Genomic DNA, 22,261 nt, shown 5'->3' with positions numbered 1-22,261 from the left:
CGCCGGGCGTGCAGCTATCATGCGACACAGCCTCCGCTCGCCGCACTGAATTGACAATTATCCAAACGGGATCATGATGTCCCAATTAGGATGATTGAATTCCATTTCAGGTGACAGAATCTACCGGCTGGCGATGCAATCGACCGGCCGGAGGGCGATAGCGGAGGGGGTTGCGATCGATGTGGAAGCTGCTGCCCGGCGCTCTTGTCCTGCTGTCGGTGTCGCTGGTGTTCAAACTGATCAGCTTCAGCACCGGCTTCTGAGACCCGGTGCAACGGCATTCGCTCGATAAGGAGAATAGTCCCGTGATCCGCTTTGTTCGTGCGGCGCCAGCGCTGCTGCTGCTCGCCGCCATTCCCGCAGCAGCCGAGCTTCCCAAGGGATTCGAGGCGCGCGTCGAAGAACTGCGCCAGAAGAGCGGCGCACCCGGCATCGCCATCGCGGTGGTGGAGAACGGCAAAACCACGCTCGCGCGCGGCTGGGGCGTGCGCGGGCTCGGCGATCCGGCCAAAGTGGACGCCAACACGATCTTCCAGACCGGCTCGACCGGCAAGGCGTTCACCGCTGCGGCGCTCGCGGTGCTGGTCGATCAGGGCAAGATCAAGTGGGACGATCGCGTGATCGACCATATGCCCTGGTTCCGCCTGCACGATCCCTGGGTGACGCGCGAGATTACCGTGCGTGACCTGCTCGTCCATAATAGCGGGCTTGGCCTCGGCGCGGGCGACCTGTTGTTCGTCCCCCGCGGCAGCCTGTCGCGCAAGGAGATGGTGAAGCGGCTGGCGCATATCAAACCGGCGCGCAGCTTCCGCTCGGGCTATGCCTATGACAACGTCCTCTACGCCGTCGCCGGGCAGTTGATCGAGGAAGTCAGCGGCAGGAGCTGGGAAGACTTCATGGCACAGGACGTGCTGAAGCGCGGCGGGATGAACTCCGCCACCGCCAATTACGAGGCACGCCTGGCCACACCCAACCGTGCCATGCCGCACGCCCGCATCGCGGGGGCGCTGCGTGGCGACGGGCCGCTGTCGATGCTCGACGAACGGGAGTCCGAACTGGGCCGTGCCGCCCTGCCCGCGGGCGGGCTGGCATTGAGCGCCAACGATCTTGCGCAATGGCTCAAGATCCAGCTTGGCCGCGGCGCACTGCCCGGCGGCGGGCGGCTTTATAGCGAGGCGCAGGCGAACGAGATGTGGAAGGGCGTCACGCTGCTGCCGGTCGGCGAGCCGGCACCCGGACCGATGGCGGCGCTCACGCCCAAATTCAGCAGCTATGCGCTCGGCTGGAACGTCGCGGACTATCGTGGCGCCAAGATCATCTCGCATGGCGGCGCCGTGCTCGGGGCGATCGCGCAGGTGATCCTGCTGCCCGAACAGGATGTGGGGATCGCGCTGGTGGTCAATGCCGAAGAAGGCGCGTTCCTGCGCGGCATTTCGCAGACGCTGGTCGATCACTATCTGGGCGCGCCGAAACAGGATTGGCCGGCGCTGTTCGCGGCGCAATATGCGCGGCGGATCGAGGGCGGCAAAGCCGCGCTCACCGCGACCAAGGCTGCGCCCGCCAAGGTCGGCCCATCGTTGTCGCTCGAGCGCTATGCCGGCAATTATCGCGATGCCTGGTATGGCGATGTCGCCGTCACCGCCGGCGCCGACGGGCTTCGCATCGACTTCAGGACCACCCCGCGCATGGCCGGTAAGCTGGCGCATTATCAGTATGACACGTTCGTCACCCGCTTCGACGACAAGGCGATCGAACCCGCCTATGTCACCTTCGCGCTCGACGCGGACGGCAAGGTCGCGCGCGTCTCGATGAAGGCAGAGAGTCCGGTCGCCGATTTCAGCTACGACTATCACGACCTCGACCTGCGGCCGGCGGAGGCGGGCAAGTGAAGCGCGGGGGACTCACCGCGCTGCTGTTGCTCGGCGCCTGCGCGGGCCAGACGCCTGCGCCGCAGGCTGCTGAGGATCCGGCAATGCTGCACAAACGGCTGCTGGTGCTCGACACGCATCTCGACACGCCGATGCATTTCGGGCGGCCGGGCTGGGACTTCGGCGCGAAGCACGATCCGGCGACCGACATCGTCCAGGTCGATCTGGCGCGGATGGAGGCGGGCGCACTCGATGGCGGCTTCTTCGCCATCTATACCGATCAGGGACCGTTGACGCCCGAAGGCTATGCCGCTGCGCTGGCGTTCGCCCGCAAGCGATCCGATCTGATCGATACCACCCTTGCCGGCTTCGCCACGCGCATCGCTCCGGCTTTGACCGCGGACGATGCGCGCCGGCTGAATGGCGAGAACAAGCTGATCGCATTCAAGAGCATGGAGAACAGCTATCCGATCGGCGAGGACCTGTCCCTGCTCGCCGATTTTCACAAGCGCGGCGTGCGGCTGATTGGGCCGGTGCACGCCAAGAACAATCAGTTCGCCGATAGTTCGGGTGACACGCCGAAGTGGAATGGGCTGAGCCCGCTCGGGAAACGGTGGGTGGCCGAGATGAACCGGCTCGGCATCGTGATCGACGGCAGCCACGCCTCGGACGCTGCGTTCGATCAGATGCTGGAGCTGTCCACAGCGCCGATCCTGCTATCACATAGCAGCGGGCGCTGGGTGTATGATCACCCCCGCGACCTCGATGATGCGCGTATCCGCAAGCTCGCAGCGAAAGGCGGCGCGATCTGCATCAGCACGATCTTCTTCTCCGAGATCAACCTGGCCGGCGAGCGCGGCAAGCTGTTCGCCCAATATGAGCAGATCGCGACGCTTTCCCCTGAGGAGCAGGTCGCGCTGTCGAAGCGCTGGCGCGAACTCGACAAAACCCAGCCGCTGTGGAACGCCGATTTCGAGCGTTACATGCAGATGGTGCTGCACGTCATCAAAGTCGCCGGGCCGGACCATGTCTGCTTCGGCGCAGATTGGGACGGTGGCGGCGGTCTGCCGGGGATTGAGGATATCTCAGCATTGCCCAAGGTCACCGAACGGCTGAAGCAGGCCGGATATTCTGACGAGGATCTCGCGAAGATGTGGGGCGGAAACATCCTCCGCATCATCGAGGAGGCGCGCGGCCGCTCGAAGCCACAGGGCAACTGAATCATCTTACCGACCGAGACATAGGGGAGAGCCTGTCAGGCCGCGCGCGCCGGGTTCGCTTCCGGCCGTTTCGGCAACGCTGCCCCATGGCCGGCAACGCCTGTCGTACCGCGGCGATGGCCTCGCTGTGTACCGCAGCCTCGCTGCGTTGCCGTTTGCCGGCAACTTCGGCCGCGGACAGTCGAGCTCTCCATGATCGGCTGCGGCAACCCGGCACGCATCGCTCGCGCCGGGTTGCCCACGCCATCAGGGCAGCGGCACCACCGCCGGAGGCAGGGTCGGCGCAGGCTGGCCGTAGTTGAACGTACCGGTGCCGATGCTGATCTTGGTCGTGTCGTTGAAGCCGTTGGCGTCGTCGAGCTCGCTTGCAATGGCGCTGGCCGTGGCCTGCCCCTGAGTGACGTTGATGGTGCCGCCGCCCGAGGCGGAAAGGCGCAGATACTGGCCATTGCCCGCCTGGCCGGCAATGCCCGAGAAGCTGTTGCCCGAGATGCTGACATTCACCGTCGGGAAGCCGCCGGTATTCTGGTTGTTGTTGATCACGAGCCCGCGGCTGCCGTTGATGTTGCGGATGATGTTGTTGAGGATGGTGACATTAGTGGTCTGGTTGCCGGTGGCCTGGCCGACCAGGCCGACATTGACCACGATGCCCTGCGACGTCTGGATCTGCTGGATCGTGTTCCCGCTGATCAGATAATTGGCATTGACCCCGCCTTCGTTCGAGATGCTGATGCCGTTGCCGACATTCGAACCCGAATTGGTGACGGCGTTGTTGCCGATGATGTTGTTCGTGATCCGGCCGTTGACGATTCGGGTGAACGGCGCGTTGCCGTTCTGGAAGTCGTTGATCGCTGTCGAGCGGGTACCCGTGAAGGTGTTGCCGTCGATGCTGTAGGTCACCGTCGTCGAGCCCGGGCCGGTCGACAGGTTCACGCCGTTGTTGGTGTTGGTGAAGGTCGAGCCGCTGACCTGCGCGGTCATGCTGGTGCCCGAGCTGTCGACGAACAGGCCGCTGCCGACAATCGTGGCCGGCGGGGTGACCGGATTCCAGTTGCCAGTGAAGAAGCTGTTCGAGACGCTGATCCCCATCTGCGACGTGCCGGTGCCCAGGAAGTTGAACAGGTTGCCGTGCGACGGGGTGGCATTGCCATTCACCGCGTTGCCGTTCGACGAGATGTTCGAGTTGACGAGCTGGAAATTGGTCAGCGTGCCCGTCGAGTTGGTGATCTGGACTTCGAACTCGTTGTTGTTGCTGATCGTCGAGTTGAAGATGCCGGTCGGCCGCGCGCCGGCCGAGCCGGTACCGGTGAGCTCGCTGATATTGATGCCCGATTCGTCGGTGCCGTTGTCGTTGCCGTTGCCGGTGATCGTCAGATTGTCGATCACGAAGCCGTTGATGTTCGAACCACCGATGCCGTCACCCAGATTGTTGGTGACGTTCATATAGGCGAGGCGAACATTCTGCGTGTTAGTCAGGCTGATGCCGTCGCCGCCCGAGTTCTGGATCGTACCGCCCGACCCCGCCGCGCCGGTACCGGTGACGTTGATGCCGCCCGACGTGCCGGTGTTGTTGAGGATGATGCCGCTGGCGGCACCGTTCGATGAGATGCTCTGGAAGCGCAGCCCGTTCGTGCCGATCGTCGTGTTCACGACATTGAGCGCCGTGCCGGTGGTCGAGGTGATCGTGTTGCCGGTGCCCTCGACCGTGACCGTGCCGCCGCCAGTGGCGGTGAGGCCGGTGCCGGCGGTGGTGTTGATCGCCAAATTGCCGTTCAGGAAGCTGATCGTGCCGCCGGTGTTGTTGAGCAGGTTAGCCGCGGTATTGGCACCCGTGGTGAGCGTCTTGTTGCCCGTGAAGCTGATCGTGCCCGAATTGACGTTCTGGACGACGATGCCGTTGTTCAAGCCGCCAGTGGCACTGATGGCGCCCGAGAAGGTGACGTTGTTCGTCTCGTGGTTATCGACGAACACAACGTTGCCGCTGGTGGTCTTGGTGATCGACGACGCGATGCTGACGGCGCCGGTGCCGTTCAGCACATAGACGCCGAAGCCGGTCGGATCGTTGATCGCACCGATCGCGCCGCCATTCAGGCTCACGCTGTTGTTCGAGCCGTTGATCTCGACGCCGTTGCCGCCGGTGTTGTTGACCGTGACGCTGCTCGCGGTGAACGTGCCGTTGCCCAAGCCGTTGATCTCGATGCCTTCGTCGCCGGTATTGGCGATCGTCACGGCGCCGAGATTGACGTTCATCGTCGATCCGCCGCCGTAGAAGATGCCGTCCGCCGTCGCGCCGGTGGTGCCGGCGATCGAGACATTGGTCGCGCTCAGCGTGCCACCATCAATGTTGCTGATGTTGATCGCGCTGCCGTTGGTCGAGCCAGTGCTGGTCAGCGAGTCGAAGACGAGGCCGAGCGTGCCGACATTGCCGTTGACCAGGTTGAGGATCTGGCCGGTGGCGGTCTGGATCGAGTTGCCGGTGCTGTAGACGGTCAGCGAGCCGCCACCGGTATAGTCGATCCCATTGCCGGTGCCCGAAGCGACGATGTCGACGCCGTTGCCGCCGGCCGCCGACGAGAAGGTGATGAAGGTGCCGGTATTGCTGGCCAGTGTCACCGCATTGGCATTGGCCACGGTGTTGAGCGCGATGCTCTGGCCGTAGAAGTTGATCGCGCCGCCGGCATTGTTGGCAATGTTGATGCCCAGCGCATTGTCGGTGAGGTTGCCGCTCAGCGTCGCGCCGCCGCCAGTGATGTTGGTGACCTCCACCGAACGGCCCGTGGTGCCGCTGGTGGCGATGCTGCCGCCATAGCTGAGCGACAGCGTGCCGCCATCGATGTCGACGCCGCGATTGGTGGCGGTGATCGCGCCGCTGCCGATGTTGACCGAGCCGGTCAGCGTGCCCGCAGTGCGGCTGATCAGGATGCCGTTGGCGCCCAGCGTGTTGCTGGCCGCCGCGAAGTTCAAGCTCAGCGTCGACGTCACCGCCGTCGCGCTGGCGATGTCGAGCAGCGTGCCCGAGCCGGTGGCGATGGTGTTGCTTGAGCCAAGCACGTTGATGATGCCGCCGCCCGAGATCGCGAGCGCCGTACCGCTGGTGGTCGAGATGTTCAGGGCCTGGCCGGCGCCTGCACTGGGGGCGAACCCGACCGTGCCGCCCGCATTGGCGCTCAGCGTGAGGGCGTTATTGGCCTGGGTCGACAGCGTAGTCTGGCCGTTGAAGTTGATCGCGCCGCCATTGTTGTTGGTCACGCTCAGGCCCAGCGCATTCGCGCCGCTGGAATTGATCGTGCCGGTGTCAAAGGTCACTGTGCCGGCATCGTGATTGTCGATGCGAACGGCATAGCCGTTGCTGTCGGTGATGTTGCCCGAATAGATCAGGTTGCTGTTGCTGTCGGTGAGGACGAAGGCATCGCCCGCCGCGGCATGAGTGATCGCCGTGCCGCTGCCGAAGCCGAAGGTGCCGTCCGACCCATTGACGATGTCGATACCGGCATCGCCGCCATTTAGCGTCGTCGTGCCGGTGAAGTTGTAGGTGCCATCGGCATTGTTGAACTGCAGGCCGGTGCCGTTGGTGGCGCTCAGCGTGCTGGTCTGGAAGGTGAGCGTGCCACTCGAATGGTTGAGGACGTTGAGCAGCGCGGCGTTGTTCGCCTGGGTGATGCTGCCGCTATAGGTAACCGCAGCGGTGCTGCCAGAGACATTGAACGCCGTGCCCGTCGGGCTGGTGATCGCCGTGCCGCTGCCGAAGCCGAAGGTACCGCCCGATCCGTTGACGATGTCGATGCCCGCATCGCCGCCGTTCAGCGTCGTCGTGCCGTTGAAGTTGTAGGTGCCATCGGCATTGTCGAACTGCAGGCCGGTGCCGTTGGTGGCGCCCAGCGTGCCGGTCTGGAAGGTGATCGTTCCGCCCGAATGGTTGAGGATCGACACCAGCGCGGCGTTGTTCGCCTGGGTCATGCTACCGCTATAGGTGACCGCAGCGGTGCTGCCCGAGACGCTGAACGCCGTGCCCGACGGGCTGGTGATCGCGGTGTTGGCGCCGAAGCTGAAGGTACCGCTCGAGCCGTTCAGGATATCGATGCCCGCATCGCCGCCGGCCAGCGTCGTCGTGCCGGTGAAGTTGTAGGTACCGTTTGCATTGTCGAACTGCAGGCCGGTGCCGCCGGTTATGTTGAGCGTGCCAGCATAGGCGAAGGTGCCGATGTTGTGACTACCGCTGATGCGCAGCGCCGCGCCAGCGTTGCTCTTAGTGATCGAGCTGGTCGAATCGAAGTTGAACGATGCCATACCGCCCGAGATCGCGAGTGCCGCGGCTAGGGGATTGGTGATGTCAACATTCGTGGCGTTGATGACGCCTGCCGCATTGGTGAAGGCCAGGCCAGCGCCGCCGGTCAGGTTCACATTGGTCAGCGTCGTCGTGCCATTGGTATTGTTGAGCGCGATGCCACCGCCCGTGCTGGTGATGTTGGTCAGTACCGAGTTCGTGCCGTTGAGCAGCAGGTCGCCGCCCGGGTTGCCCGAGAAGGCAACACGGTCGATCGTCGTGCTGGCCGACGGGGTAATCTCGATACCCATCGTCCCGAAGTTTCGGATCGTCAGATAGTCAAGGATCGTATTGACCGCGCCGGCGCCATTATCCTTGATGCCGCGCGATACCGCACCCCCACCATCGAGGATGAAGCCCGACAGACGGTTGCCCGTCGCGCCCAGCGTAATCGCATTCGCACCCGCCGCACTGGTGAGCGTCGCAGCCCCGTTACCGGTGGGATCGGCGATGCTGACCGAGCCACCGCCCGACAGCAGGATCGTCGATGGGACGGTGAGTGCGACGACGATCGGCGCGCTGCCGGTTCCCGCACCGCCGCCCACGCCGTTGCCGAAGCCGCGAACCTGGACGTTGGAAGCCAGCATCAGCGAATCGTTGCCGTTGGAACCGGCCGCGCTGATTGCGCTCCCGTTATTGACCAGGACAATCATGTCCTGTGCCGTGGCCAACAGCTCTGCGGCCGCGAGCGTCATCGGGTTGGCGCCATCCGAGCCGCTGCCGTTCCCGCCGGCACTCGCCGCGACGAAGTAGATCTTCCCAAGCCCGAAGCCCGCACCCGGGCTGCCCAGGAAGGACACGTCGCGGAAGTCATAGGTGCCGACCGTCGGTGCGGTGCTCGCGTCGATCGCGGTGCTGGCCGAGATGGTCGAACCCGTGTCGATACCCGCCTCGCCGTCACCATAAGTCAGTAACGCTTCGGTCGCGGCATTGAGGTAGATGCCGGTGCCCACGCCCGAGATCGAGCTTGAGGCGCCCGACTGGCCACCCAGCATGATGTTGACGCTGCCATAAGTGGCGCGAAGATCGACGCCGATGCTGGTGCCCGCACCGCCCGAATTGGTGACGTCGAAATCGCCAACGGTGATCGGCGAGTAGAGCACCGCACTGTTGAAATCGAGCGCAACCGCACTGTTGCTGTTCAACCCGATGTCGAGATCGGTGATCGAAAGCCCGGCCCTGTTGTTGCCGCTGATGTCGATGCCGCGCGAAGTGATGCCTTGAAGGTTTACGGTTCCGAGTGCGATCGTCGCGCCCGAGGCGAACACGCCGTTCAGCGCAATGCCCGTTGTCGCGCCATTGGCGCTCACGCTGTCGAAAGTGACCCCGCCAGCGCCGAGGCTGACGAGATCGAGGTTGAGGGCCGCGCCCGTGCCGGTCGTGCTGATCGAATTGCCGGTACCGCGGACCAGAATCGTGCCACCATTTCTGGCAGTGAAGCCACTACCCGTGGTGACGATATCGAGGCCGTTACCGCCCGCCGTCGGGTTGAAATCGATGGTGGCGCCAAGGTTGCCATCCAGGAAAACGCCAGCGCCGGTGCCGCTCAGTGCGAGCGACTGCCCGGTGAAGCTGATCAAACCCGAATTGACGTTGGTGACCGAGATGCCGCTCACGGTCGACGCCATGTCGCCGCCGAAGGTGACGGTGCCAGTCTCGTGATCAACGATCTGCACCATGTTGGTGCCGATAAGCGCCGAGCCCACCGAAACGTCGCCGGTGCCGCCGGTAAGCGAAACCGCATAATTGGCCGCACCGGTGGCAGTGATGGTGCCGGCGCCCAGAGTGACCGGGCCGGTCGAGCCGGCGATGACAACGGTGCTGCCGTTGGCGCCCGCCAGGTTCATCGTGCCGAAGGTCACCGCCGAACCGCTGTTGAGCAATTCGATGGCGTTGCTGCCGGCCAGGCCGATCGTGGTGTTGCCGAAGGTAATCGCCGCCGTGCCGGTGGTCACCTTGATGCCGTCGTTGGCGCCGCCGCTGGTGCCATTGGCGATGCTGACCGTGCCGCCGTTGAAAGCGGCGCCGGTGAGGTTGTTCAACAGGATGCCGTTGTTTGCGACGGTTCCCGTGGCGGTCAGCGAGGCGAAGTTGATGCCGCCGGTGCCGCCGGTCACCCCGCTCAGGCCGAGAATCTGACCGGTAGTCGTGTCGATCCGGTTGTTCGCACCGGTGATGACGAGCGTACCGCCGCTAGCACTGAAGCCGGTACCGCTGGTGGTGTCGATATCGAGCCCGCCGCCGGTGAAGGACAGCGTACCGGTGCCCGCCATGTTGATCGCAGTGCTGGCGCCGCTGTTGAACGCCTTGCTCGCATTCGAGAAGGTGATCGCGCCGCTGCTCGCCGCATCGACGGCAACGCCCGCGCCGCCAGTGTGGCTGACAGCGCCGGTGACGGAATAGGTGCCGTCGGCATTGCCGAAGTTGAACGCGGTGCCGGCACTCGTCGAGGTGATCGCGCCCGAAAGCGTGGCACCGGCAACGCTGTTCGACACGTTCAGGATCGAGCCCTGGGTCGCGTTGATCGTACCGCCATAGTTCAGCGTGCCGCCGGTATCGTTGCTCAAGCTGATCGCAGAGACAGTCGAGCCATTGATCGCGGCGCTGCCGGCCGCGCTTGCGATATTCACCGTGCCGCTGGTCACGTTGAGGGAGCGGATTGCGTTCTGGCCGCCGTCGATCGTCAGTGACGAGCCCGCGGTGTTCGCGATGTTGATCGTTCCGAGCGCGCCCGCGAAGGTGAAGCCGAAGCCGCTGTCGATATCGAGCGTGCCGGTCAGGTTGACGCCGCCGGTGCCGGTCAGGTTGTTGAATATGACCGCCATATTGGTGGCATCGAGGTTAAGCCCGCGGATATTGAGCGCACCGGCCAGATTGACGTTGACCACGCTGACCGCGGTGGCGATCGCGGGCGCCGCGGTGATCTGGTCGAAGGTCACGCCGCCGGTCCCCACGATCATGCCGGCGAGCGCCAGCGCCCCCCCGCTGCCGGTAGTGATCGTGTTACCACTCCCGGTCACACTGACCGTGCCGCCACTGCTGGCGACGAAGCCGAGACCGGTGGTGGTGGTGATCCCGAGCCCGCCGGTGAAGTCCACCGTCGCACCATTATTGCTGGTGAGCACGACGCCGGCGCCGGCCGTGTTGTTGATTGCGACCGCGCCCTGGAACTGTACGCCCAGCGCCGTGTTGTCGCGCACCGCGATCGCGGTGTTGGTCGCGTCGTTGATGTTGACCGCGCCGGTGACGGTGAAGTTGCCGAGCACCTCATCGAGCAGAATGCCATAGGTGCCGCCGCTCGCAGACACCGAATTGAGCACCATGTTGATCGTCAGCGGATCGAGGTTGATCGCGGTGCCGTTAGTCGTGTTGATCGCGCCGCCGGTCGTGCCGAGGGTGAAGTTGTTCGTCTTGGAATTGGCGACGATCAGGCCGGTGCCGCCAGTGTTGGCGATGTTGAGGTCGCTGAAGTTCAGCGTGCCGGTGACGTTGGTCAGGCTAAGGCCGGTGCCGGTGATACGGGCGCCCGTGGTGCCGAGGGTCAGCGCACCGGCATTCACCGCCTGGAGACCGGCGGTGAGCGTATCGGAATCGAACGTCACGTCGGAGATGACGAAGCCGCCGGTCTCCGTGGTGTGGCTGACGTTGAGGTTGGCCAGCTGCGTGAGCGTGAAGCTTCCAGCGCCGGTGCCGTCGAGATTCAGGATGTTGCCGCCATTCGCGGCGAGGGTGAGATTGCTCAGCCCCAGCAATACGTTCGCGGCGTTGTCGTAGATTCGCAGCGCACCCGCCGCACCGCCCGAGATGGTGCTGTTGCGGATCGTGAGCGTGCCGCCGACGCCGTTGCCGAGGATGCCGGCGCCGGTGCCGGAATTCGTGATGATCACGCCGTCGATGATGTTGCTGCCGCCCAGCGTGAGAGTCGCGTTGGCACCGCTCGCGGTCAGGATCGGCGCGCCCGAACCCGTGAACGGGTTGGAGATCACACCGGTCTGGACATTGTAGAGGACGATATTGGCGGGCGCGCCGCCACCCACCGTGAAGCTGTCGGTATCGCGGAAGCTGTACAGGATCTGGCCGCCGTCGAGGTCGAAGGAGCCACCCGCTCCCGCCGTTGCATCGAGGATGTCGATGCCGCCCGTCGGATTGTTGAGCAGCACGATATAGGTGGCGTTCGCTGCTTCAGCACCGGCCAGGCTGCCCGGGTCGCTGCGCGTACCGATGCCCGTCGCGCCTTCCAGCACGAAATAGGCGGAGACCGAGAGATTCGTGGTGTCGCCGACCATGTTCACATCGGCGAAGTTATAGTTGCCGGTGCCGCCGTTCAGACCGGCGATGACCAGCGGCGTGATCGCCGAGATGCTGGAGGCCGCTCCGTTCGCGTCGGTGTTCGAACCGTCGCCATAGCGGAAATTGCCAGTGATCGCGGCGTTGGTCAGGTCCACACCGACGCCAAGGCCGGTCATACTGCTGCTGCCGCTCACGATCACATTTCCGGCAGTGGTGCTGCCAGTCAGATCGATGCCGCGCGTGCCCGTGGCCGAAGCGGCCGCGATGTCGAGCGTCGCAAAGGTGACGTTGCCGCTTGCGCCAGTCAGGTCGACCGCGGTGCTGTTGGCCAGCAACCCGGTGATGTCGACATTGCCGAAGGTGAAGGCGCCTGCCGAACCGTTGATGATCCTGAGGCTCGCGCCGCCGTCGAGCGCGATGTTGCCGAAATTATAAGTGCCGTCGGCATCATTGAACGTCAGGCCGTGTCCGGCGGTTACGTTGAGGGTCGCGCCACTGAAATCGAGCGTTCCGGTCGAATGCGCCGAGACGGAAAGCGCCAGCGACGTCGCGTCCGACTGATTCACCGTGCCGAAATAGATCACGCCCGCGGTCGAATTGGAAATGGCGAACGCCGGGCCGAATGGATTGGTGATCGTCGTACTGGAACCGAAAGCGAAGCTGCCCGCGGAGTTGGCGAGGATGGAGACGCCCGCGCTGCCACCGTTCAGCATCGTCGTGCCATTGAAGAGATAGGTGCCGTCAGCATTGCTGAACCGCAGGCCCGTGCCGTTGGTCGCACCCAGTGTTCCGTTCAGGAATCTGACCGTACCGCCGGAGTGGTTCAGAACCGAGAGAAGAGCCGCATTGTTCGCCTGTGTGACATTGCCGGCGTAGCTCAGGCTGGCCGTGCTGTCGGCGATGCTGATCGCCGCGCCGGTCGGGCTGGTGATCGTCGCGCCCGCGCCGAAGGTGAAGCTGCCCGCAGAACCGTTCAAAATGTCGATGCCAGCATCACCGCCATTCAACGTCGTCGTGCCGTTGAAGTTATAGGTGCCGTCGGCATTGTCGAACTGCAATCCGGTGCCGTTGGTCGCCGACAGGGTGCTGCCCGCACCGAAGGTGATCGTACCGTTATGGCCCGCGACGCTAAGCAGTGCCGCATTGTTCGTTTGGCTGACGCTGCCATTATAGGTGAAGCCGAGCGTGCCGGTGCCGCTGGAGATCGAGATCGCCGAACCCGTGGTGCCCGCGATGTTCGAGCCCGCACCGAAAGTGATCAGGCCGTTGACGTTGCCACCGATCAAAATGCCGTTCGTGCTGGCCGACGTCACGTTGAGCGCCCCAACCTGAAGCGCGCGGCCGCCTGTGCCGATGCCGGTGAGGCCGTTGGTGACGGCAACGCCCGCGCCCGTGCCCGAATGGACGACACTGTCGAGCATCAGGTCGGTCTGCGATCCGTTGATCGACAGAGTGGTGCTGTTCACCGTGTCCACCGTGCCGGCGATGCTGCTGAGCGCCAGCCCCATGCCCCCGACGCTCAGGCCGGCGCCGCCCTGGTTGTAGATGCCCAGATTGGTGAAGTTCAGCGCCCCGGTCGCGTTGGTGAGGTTAACACCATGACCATTGATCCGCACAGCCGCGGTCCCGGCCGTGAGCGAGGCATTGACCGTCTGATGGCCCGCGGTCGCCAGATCGGCATCGAAGGTCGCGCCGAGGAAATAGGCGCCGCCCGCCTCGCCATGCCCGCCCTCGATCGTGATGTTCGAGAGCTCGGTGATCGTGGTCGAACCGGCGCCCGCCTTGTAGACCGCAAGCGCGATCGAATTGTTGCTTGCCCACAGACGCAGATTGCTGAGCGCGAGGCTTGCCGACGCGCCATTGTCGCTGAAGTCGATCGCGCTGTCCGCACCAGAGATGATGCTGTTGCGGATCGTCACGTTCGATGCGCCAAGGCCGGCGACACCGGTCCCGGTGCCGCCATTGGCGATGATCACGCCGTCGATCAGCGCGCCGCTATTCACACGCACCGTGTCCGCGCCGCCGCCCGCCGTCGTCGTCAGCGTCGGCGCACCCGATCCGGAGAACGGATTGGTCACCGTGCCCGTCGCGACGTTGTAGAGCGTCACGTTCGCCGGAATGCCGCCCGGGAGTGCGATCGTGTCGCCGTACAGGAAGCCGCGCAGCTGCTGGCCGGTCATCAGCGTGAAGGTGCCGCCGGTGCCATAAGTGGCATCGTTGGCATCGATCAGGTCGTTGCCGCCCGCCGGGTTGTTGACCAGGATAATGATATCCGCGCCCGACGCTGCCGCCCCCGCGAGACTGCCCGGATTGCCGCGCGTTCCTGCGCCGCTGGCGCCAGCCAGCACCCAGTACACCTTGGCCGAGGTCGCGAGGCTGCTGGTGTCCCCAATCAGGTTCACATCGGCAAAATTGTAGGTGCCAACAGCCCCGTTCAGCCCGGCGGCGATAAGCGGAGTCGTGGCGTTGATCGTCGAACCTGCGCCGTTGGCATCGGTGTTAGATCCGTCGCCGAAGCGGAAATTGCCGGTGATCGCCGCGTTGGTCAGATCAACGCCGGTGCCCACGCCAGTGATCGTGCTGCTGCCCGTGACGATCAGATTGCCGCCGAACGTCGCGCCGGTCAGGTCGATGCCGCGCGTGCCGGTCGCCGATGCGCCGGTAATGTCGAGCGTGGCAAAAGTGATGTTGCCCGAGGCGATCCGCGCGTCGAGACCCGTCTTTCCAGCCGCCAGGCCAATGATATCGACATCGGCGAAGCCGATCGTGCCGCTACTGAAGCGCCCGAGGGTGATCCCGGTGCTGCCCGGATTGGCGATGGTCACACCGCCGGTGAAGGTCGCCGATCCGTCGATACCGGCGATCGCAATGCCCATCGTGCCGCTGTTGGTGACGGTGCCGCCCGCCGCCGTGAAGCTACCCGGCAGAGCGTATGCCAACAGGCCGGCCATGGCCGTGTTGCTGATATTGAAGGTGCCGAGCGTCACATTGCCCGGGTTGTTGTTGATATCGATGCCGTGGATGGCCGTGTTGGCCACGGTCACATTACCAAGGTTGATCGCCGCGGAATTCCCGGTCAGGTAGACGCCGGACTGGCTGGTAGTGCCGCCGACATCGATGCTGGCGAAACTCAGACCGCCGCCGCCGCCGACATTGGTCAGCGCGACCCCCGACCCGGCCGCAGTCAGCGTCGAAACCGTAGTGAAGCCCAGATTGGCACCCAGCGTCACCGAATCCATTGCCAGACCGCGGGCATTGCCGGTCGCTGCGATCGAGATCCCCGATCCGCGCAGCGTCAGCGACCCGCCATTGGTGCCGAGCAGGTCGAGCACAGTGCCCCCGGTACCCGACAGCGCCAGGTTGGTGAGCGTCGCCGAAGCCGCCGCGCCGCCGTCGCGCAGCAGAATCGCGCCCATGCCGCCCGAGATGATCGAGTTGGCGATCGAGACATTCGAAACGCCGATGCCCGACACACCGATGCCCGTGCCGCCGATACGAAGACCGTCGATCGACGACCCGTTCGCCAGCGTGACGGTCGCGCCGCCGCCGGTATTGGTCAGCAGCCCTGAGCCCGACCCGGCGAACGGATTGGTCACGCTGCCGGTGACGACGTTGTAAAGGGCGAGGTTCGCCGGCATGCCGCCGCCGACAATCTGACTGTCACCGTTCAGGAAGCCGAGCAGACGCTGGTTGGCGGCGAGTGCGAAGGTGCCGAGCCCTGCCACATCGAGCGTGTCGTTGCCGCCCGCCGGGTTGTTGAGAAGGATAACGATATCGGCGCCCGACGCTGCAGCCCCCGCGAGGCTACCCGGATCGATGCGCGTTCCTGCACCGCTGCTACCGGCCAGCGCCCAATAGACCCTCGCCGAGGTCGCCAGACTGCTGGTGTCGCCGATCAGGTTCACATCGGCGAAATTATAGGTGCCGGTGGCGCCATTCAGACCCGCAGCGATAAGCGGAGTGGTGGCGTTGATCGTCGAGCCTGCGCCGTTCGCATCGGTGTTCGATCCGTCACCGAAGCGGAAATTGCCGGTGATCGCCGCGTTGGTGAGATCAACGCCGGTGCCGACGCCGGTGATCGCACTGCTCCCCGAGACGATCAAATTGCCGCCGAACGACGCGCCGGTCAGATCGATGCCGCGTGTGCCAGTGGCCGATGCGCCGATAATGTCGAGCGTACCGAAGGTGATGTTGCCCGAGGCGCTACGTGCGTTGAGGCCGGTGGCGTTGGCGCCCAGCCCCGTAATATCGACATCCGCAAAGTTGATCGCGCCGCTGCTGCCCAGCCCGAGGCTGATGCCGGTACTGCCCGGATTGGCGATGGCCACGCCGCCGGTGAAGGTCACCGAACCATCGATATCAGCGAGTGAGAGACCCGTGACGCTGCTCGCGATCGATCCGCCAAGCGCGGTGAACGCGCCCTGCATCCCATCGATTCGCAGCCCCGCGGCCGTCGCGCCGCTGATGGCGAACGTGCCGAGCGTGACGTTGCCGGTATTGCCAAGGATTTCGACGCCGTCGCCAGCTGTATTGGCGACCGTCACCGTGCCGAGACTGATCGCCGCGTTGTTACCGCTGAGCGAGATGCCCGCGCCCGCGCTCGTGCCGCCGACATTGACGCTGGTGAAGCTCAGCCCGCCCGAGCCACCGATATTGTTCAGCGCGACGCCAGCGCCCGCCGACGTCACCGTGGAAACAGCGCCGAAGCCCAGATTGGCGCCCAGCGTGACCCTGTCCATTACCAGACCGCGCGCATTGCCCGTCGCGGCGATCGAGACGCCCGATCCGCGCAATGTCAGCGATCCGCCGCTGGTGCCGAGCAGATTGAGTATGGTGCCGCCGGTGCCGGAGAGCGCGAGGTTGGTCAGCGTCGCCGAAGCTGCCGCGCCGCCGTCGCGCAACAGGATTGCGCCCGTGCCGCCCGAGATGATTGAATTAGTAATCGCAACGTTCGAAACGCCGATCCCCGAAACGCCGATCCCCGCGCCGCCGATACGAAGACCGTCGATCGATGCCCCGTTCGCCAGCGTGACAGTTGCGCCACCGCCGGTGTTGGTCAGCAGGCCCGTACCCGAGCCGGCATAGGGATTGGTGACGATGCCCTGCGCCAGGCCGTAGAGGATCATGTTGGTCGGCGTACCGCCGCCGACATTCTGGCTATCGCCGTTCAGGAAGCCGATCAGGCGCTGGTTGGCGTCGAGCGCGAACGTGCCGAGGCCCGCCACGTCGAGTGTGTCGTTGCCGCCCGTCGGGTTGTTGAGGAGCACGATCACCGTCGCACTCGATGCGAGCGCCGCGGTCAGGCTGCCCGGATCGGTCTTGGTGCCGATGCCGGTGCGGCCCTGTTCGACGAAGAACAGGCTGATCGGGTTGGTCACCAGTCCGGTCGTGTCGCCATTCAATGCGACATCGGCGAAGTCATAGGTGCCGACGGTCTGGTTGATGCCACCCACCGTGATCGGTGTGATCGCGTTGATTGTCGAATGTGCGCCGTCAGCGTCGGTATTCGAGCCGTCACCAAAGCGAAAACTGCCGGTGATCGCCGCGTTGGTGAGATCGACGCCGGTGCCGACACCGGTGATCGTGCTGCTGTCGGCAACGGTGATGCTTCCGGCGAAGGTTGCGCCGGCCATGTTGATGCCGCGCGTGCCGCTGGCAGAGACGCCAGAGATGTCGAGCGTCGCGAAGCTGACGGTGCCCGACGCATTGCGCGCGTCGACGCCGGTCATGCCCGCACCCAGGCCGGTGATATCGACATCGCCGAAGCGGATCGTGCCGGTGCTGCCCGCGCCGAGCACGATGCCGTTGCTGTTCGCGATCGTGGTGGTGCCGGTAAAGGTCGCGACACCGTCGATATCGTCGAGCACGATTCCGGTACCGCTGCCGCTCACGCTGAGCGCGCCGATTGAGATCGCACTCGATGCCGCGGTACCCTGAATGCTCACGCCGCCGCTCGTGGCGCCGGTAATCACTGCCCCCGCAATGTTCAGATTGCCCGATACATTCTGAGCGAACAGACCGGTACCGCCGACATTGGAAAGCGTCAGCTGACCGAGCGTCGCCGACCCGTTACCCGCCAGTCGCAAGCCATCGCCAGTGCTGTTCGCGACCGTAACCGCCCCGAGAGTCAGATTCCCGGTATTGTTCAGTAGCGAAACGCCATGACCCGCGCTGGTCGATACCGTAACCGCGCCAAACGCGGCCGGCCCCGTATTGCCGGAGACGGTAAGGCCCGCGCCCCCGCTGTTTGCGACCGAGAGCGGCCCGAAGCTGACCGCACCGCTATTGTTCTGAACGAGCACGCCGCCGCCGGCGGTGTTCGCCACGCTGGTCGCGCCAAAGTTCATCGCCGCCGCGCTGTTCGCTACGGTGACCCCCGCACCCACACTGGTGCCGCCCACGGTGACGCTGCCGACAGTGACCGCACCGCCAGCGACCTGATTGAGATAGACCGCGCCATTGGCGCCGGCGGCGGTTCCGGTGGTGACCGAACCAAAGTCGAGCGCGCCGACCGTGACGTCGTTGATCGCCAGAGCCTGTCCGGTACCCGTAGCTGCGATGTTGATGCCCGTGCCCGAGACGTTGAGCGTGCCCGCACCCGCGCCGCTGAGATTCAGCACCGTGCCGCCGCTGGCTGACAGGTTGAGATTCGTCAGCGTGACCGACGCGGCGGCGCCGCCATCGTTGATGCTGATCGCCCCACCAGTGCCCGAAATCGTCGAGTTACGAATGATGACGTTAGATACGCCAGAGCCGAAAATGCCGGTGCCCAGCGCGTCGTTGTTGATGACGACGCCGTCGATCCGGGTGTTGTTGGCGAGGTTGACCGTCGTGGCCCCGAGGCTGCTGGTCAGGATCGCGGCGCCCGACCCGGCAAAGGTGTTCGCGATGCCGGTCGGCCCGAGGTTGGAGACGATCAGATTGGCCGGAACGGTGGCGCCGGTGACCGAGAAGAAATCGGAGTTGAGGAAGCTGACCAGCGACTGGCCCGTGGTGAGGCTCAGCGCGCCACCGGTGAGGCCGGCGGTGTCGATCACGTCGCGCCCGCCATTCGGATCATTGAGCAGCACGATATATTGTGCGCCCGACGCCGCAGCACCTGCGATGCTGCCCGGATCGGTCGCCGTGCCTGTACCGGTGGCGCCCGCGAGGACATAATAAGTGGTGAAGCTGCCACCGGTGATGTTGTTGGTGTTACCGTCGAGCTGGACGTCGGCGAAATCATAGGTGCCCTGCGTCGCATTCAGGCCCAGGACAGCGATCACCGTGTTGGCGGTGATCCGGCTCTCCAGACCGTCCGCCGCATTGCCGTCGCCATAGCGGAAGCTGCCGGTGATATGCGCATTGGTCAGGTTCGCGCCGATATCGACGCCCTGAATCACGCTCGGGTTGACGATGGTGACCGCACCCGCATTGCTGGCGTTGGTCAGATCGATGCCGGTCGAACCGGCGGCGCCCGTGCCCGTAATATCGAGCGTGGCAAAGGTGACATTGCCCGAGGTGCCGGTGAGGTTCAGGCCCGTGCCTGCGCCGAGGCCGGTGATATCGACATCGCCAAAGGTCACGCCGCCCGGCACGGCGCCGATCACGATGGCGGTGCCGGCCGGATTGACGATGCTCAGCGCACCGGTGAAGGCGGTGCCACCCGCCAGATTGTTGAGCGAAAGCGCCGGTGAAGCGGCCCCGGTGATCGTGGTGGCGCCCGCGAAGAATATGTTCGAACCGGCCGCGCTGTTGCCGAGCGCGATGCCGCTGCCCGCCGGATTGGTAATGGCGAGCGTGCCTGTGAAGCCCACGCTGCCAGCGACGTTGTTGATCGATAGCGCAGTGGCGGCTGAACCGCTGATCGCCGTATTACCGGCGAAGACGATGCTCGAACCCGCAGTTGTACCGTCGATGGTGATCGGTCCGGCACCGGTGATCGCGCCCGTGAAGCGCAGCGCGCCACCGGTGTTGAAGATCGAGGCGAGCGGTCCTGCTCCGCTATCGGTGATCGTGGCGCCGAAATTGAGCCCGATCGTGCCGCCGCTACCGGCGACGCCAGCCTCGCCGACCTGCACCGATGCGCCGCCGCTGTTGGTGACGCTGCCGCCCGCAATCGTCACCACGCCTGTCGAACCGCCGGTGATGAACAGACCCTGCTGGCCGCTATTGGTGATCGTCAGCGTGCCGATGTTCAGTGCGTTGCCGCCGGTGCCCGCACCCTGCACATTGTCGAGGATGATGCCGGCCCCGGCCGCGCCGGATGAGCGGACGCTCGCGAAGGTCAAGTCGATCCGTAGTGGATCGAGGTTGAGTGCGGTGCCTGCGGTGGTGTCGACCGCGCCGGCGGCGCTGGTCAGCGTGAACGTGCCGGTCTTGGTGTTGTTGACCGTCAGGCCGGTGCCGGCATTATTCGTGATGTTGAGCGCACCGAAACTCAGCGCACCGTCGACTTCGGTGAGCGAAACGCCAGCACCGTTCACACGCCCCGAGATGGCTCCGATCTGCATCGTGCCGGCGTTGACGGCCTGGATGCCCGCCGCAACGCTCGAATCAAAGGTGACGTTGCGCGCCGCGAAACCGCCGGTCTCGCCGTTTCCGCCCGCGATGAAGATGCCGGAAAGCCCAGCCACCGTCACTGTGCCCGCGCCTGAACCGTCGATGTCGAGCACATTGCCACCGGCCGCGGACAGCGTGAGGTTCGACAGCGACGCCGTCAGGTTTCCACCGGCATCGTTGATGTCGAGCGCGGCGGTGGCGCCGTTTATGATCGAATTGCGCAGTGTGAAGTTACTGCCGCCGTTGACGAGCAGCCCTGCCCCGCCGGCGCCGCGGATCGTGATCCCGTCGATCGCCACCGCGCCGAGGGTATTGGTGAGCGTCAGCCCCGCCCCGCCGGTGTTCTCGATGATCACGCGCTCAAGCGAGAATCCGCCCACGCCGTTCGCGAGAATGCCCGATCCGGCGCCGCGAATGGTGACGTCGCGCACCACCGAGCCCTGGCCCAGCGTGACGGCTGCACCGCCGGCATTGCTGCCCACGATCGTGCCATTGCTGCCACCGAAGCTGAAGGTGCTGACCGATCCATTCGAATGGCGCACATTGACGCCGCTCGCACCGCCCACGAGATACTGGTTGGTGGCCAGCGTCACGCCGCTGCTGGTAATGTTGCCGGCATTGCCCATCGCCACGACGACGCCGTTCGCGCCCGCGCGCGTGACCGCATCGCCCAATGTCGTCGGACTCGTGCTGGTCCCGGCCGCGGCCGCCGCGGCCGAACCGTTGACGTAATAGATGCCACCGAATTCGTTGCCGGTGCGCGCGTCGATCGCAAAGCTGTTGCTGGTGAGGTCGGTATAACGGGTGCCCGAGGGCGTTACATAATCGCGCCGGACCCGGTCGCCCATCTGGCGATCGAGCCCGCGATTGCCCGCGCTGCGATCGCGTGAACCGCCGCCAAGCGGAATCGAGAGGCGCAGCGTACCGCGCGCCTGCGTGCCCCAGCGATTGTCGTTCTGCAGCTCGGCGCCGATCGAGAAACGGCCACCCGTGCCCAGCGGATCCTCGACGCCCAGTTCGAGCGCGCCGCGAACCCCGCGATAGGCCTTGCTCGCGGCATCGTCGCGATAGTCGAAGCCCGCCGCCGAGGCGCGGACGCTGAGGCTTTTTCCGACCGGAATCGTTGCGCCGATCTCGGCATTGGCGCCGCCGAGCGGCACATCCTCGAGCCGCCAGCCGCTCTTGCGCTCGATCAGCCGGTTGTTCTCGACCAGCAGCGCGCCCACCGGGCTGGCATTGGGATCGAGATAGCCGATCGTCCGGCGGTTGGTGACCGGCAGGCGATAGTTGAGCCGCACGTCGAACACCGAGGTGAAGCCTTCGAGGCCGAAGGAAACCGCGGTCTGATCGCGCTTGGAGACGTCGGACTTGTAGAAATCGACACCGGCGTTGACGCCGATCGCGAGATCATCGCCGATCTTGCCGCGCCCGCCGATCGTGACCGACCCGTTGCGGTCGAATTGCTCGTCATAACCGATCCGCCCGGAGACAAACATCAGGTTGGTATCGTTCTGCGCGACCGGGGCGAAGAGTTCGAACGAGACCTGGCTGCTGCCATCGGCCGCCCGGGCGTCCACTTCGGCGCGGGGCTGCCAGTTGGGATCCTTGTCCTGAGCCTGTGCGCCGGATGCAGATGCAAGGGCAATGCCCGTCAGGCAGGTCGACAGCAGCAAGCGGCCACGATGGAGCTTCTTCACGGACAATTCCCCCAAGGTCGGCGCCCAATTGCGACATTGCCCCCCCGGCAATGACCCATCGATGTTCGTGACGCCCCGGCAACAGTTACCATTGCCCCGCCTTTGTCTCAAGGCGACAGTCACACACATTATTTTCGATTTGGAGGCCGTTACGGACCTATGAGTTTGAAAGGATCCAAGGGCTTGGATGGAACATCCTCGCAAGCCTTATCCGTCTGACATATCGAACGAGGAATGGTCGCTGGTGGCGCCGTAGCCGCCCCGCTTCTTCGTGACGTTAGGGCGGAAGGTTCGAGGAAGGGCGCGAGTCGTCGAGCGGGG

3 protein-coding genes are annotated in these 22,261 nt (G+C 64.9%); 2 read left to right on the top strand and 1 reads right to left on the bottom strand.

Annotated elements, in window-relative coordinates:
• Nucleotides 1-305 precede the first annotated feature (305 nt).
• The gene (locus AC07NK_RS05565) at nt 306-1,889 is read left to right on the top strand and encodes a serine hydrolase (protein ID WP_495169561.1); all 1,584 of its coding nucleotides are present in this window, start codon (nt 306-308) and stop codon (nt 1,887-1,889) included.
• On the top strand, nt 1,886-3,088 hold the full coding sequence (locus AC07NK_RS05560) for a dipeptidase (RefSeq protein ID WP_495169560.1): 1,203 nt from the start codon (nt 1,886-1,888) through the stop codon (nt 3,086-3,088). The genes AC07NK_RS05565 and AC07NK_RS05560 overlap by 4 nt, the downstream gene beginning before the upstream one ends.
• A gap of 246 nt (nt 3,089-3,334) precedes the next feature.
• Here the strand turns inward: AC07NK_RS05560 and AC07NK_RS05555 are convergent, their stop codons facing one another.
• Nucleotides 3,335-21,940, bottom strand: a complete 18,606-nt coding sequence (locus AC07NK_RS05555; protein WP_495169559.1) for a hypothetical protein — start codon at nt 21,938-21,940, stop codon at nt 3,335-3,337.
• Nucleotides 21,941-22,261: the final 321 nt, after the last annotated feature.

This window comes from Sphingomonas sp. GW821-FHT09B04, from assembly GCF_059418285.1.
Note: the sequence above shows the minus strand (reverse complement) of the source record. Positions and strands in the feature narration are given on the sequence as shown.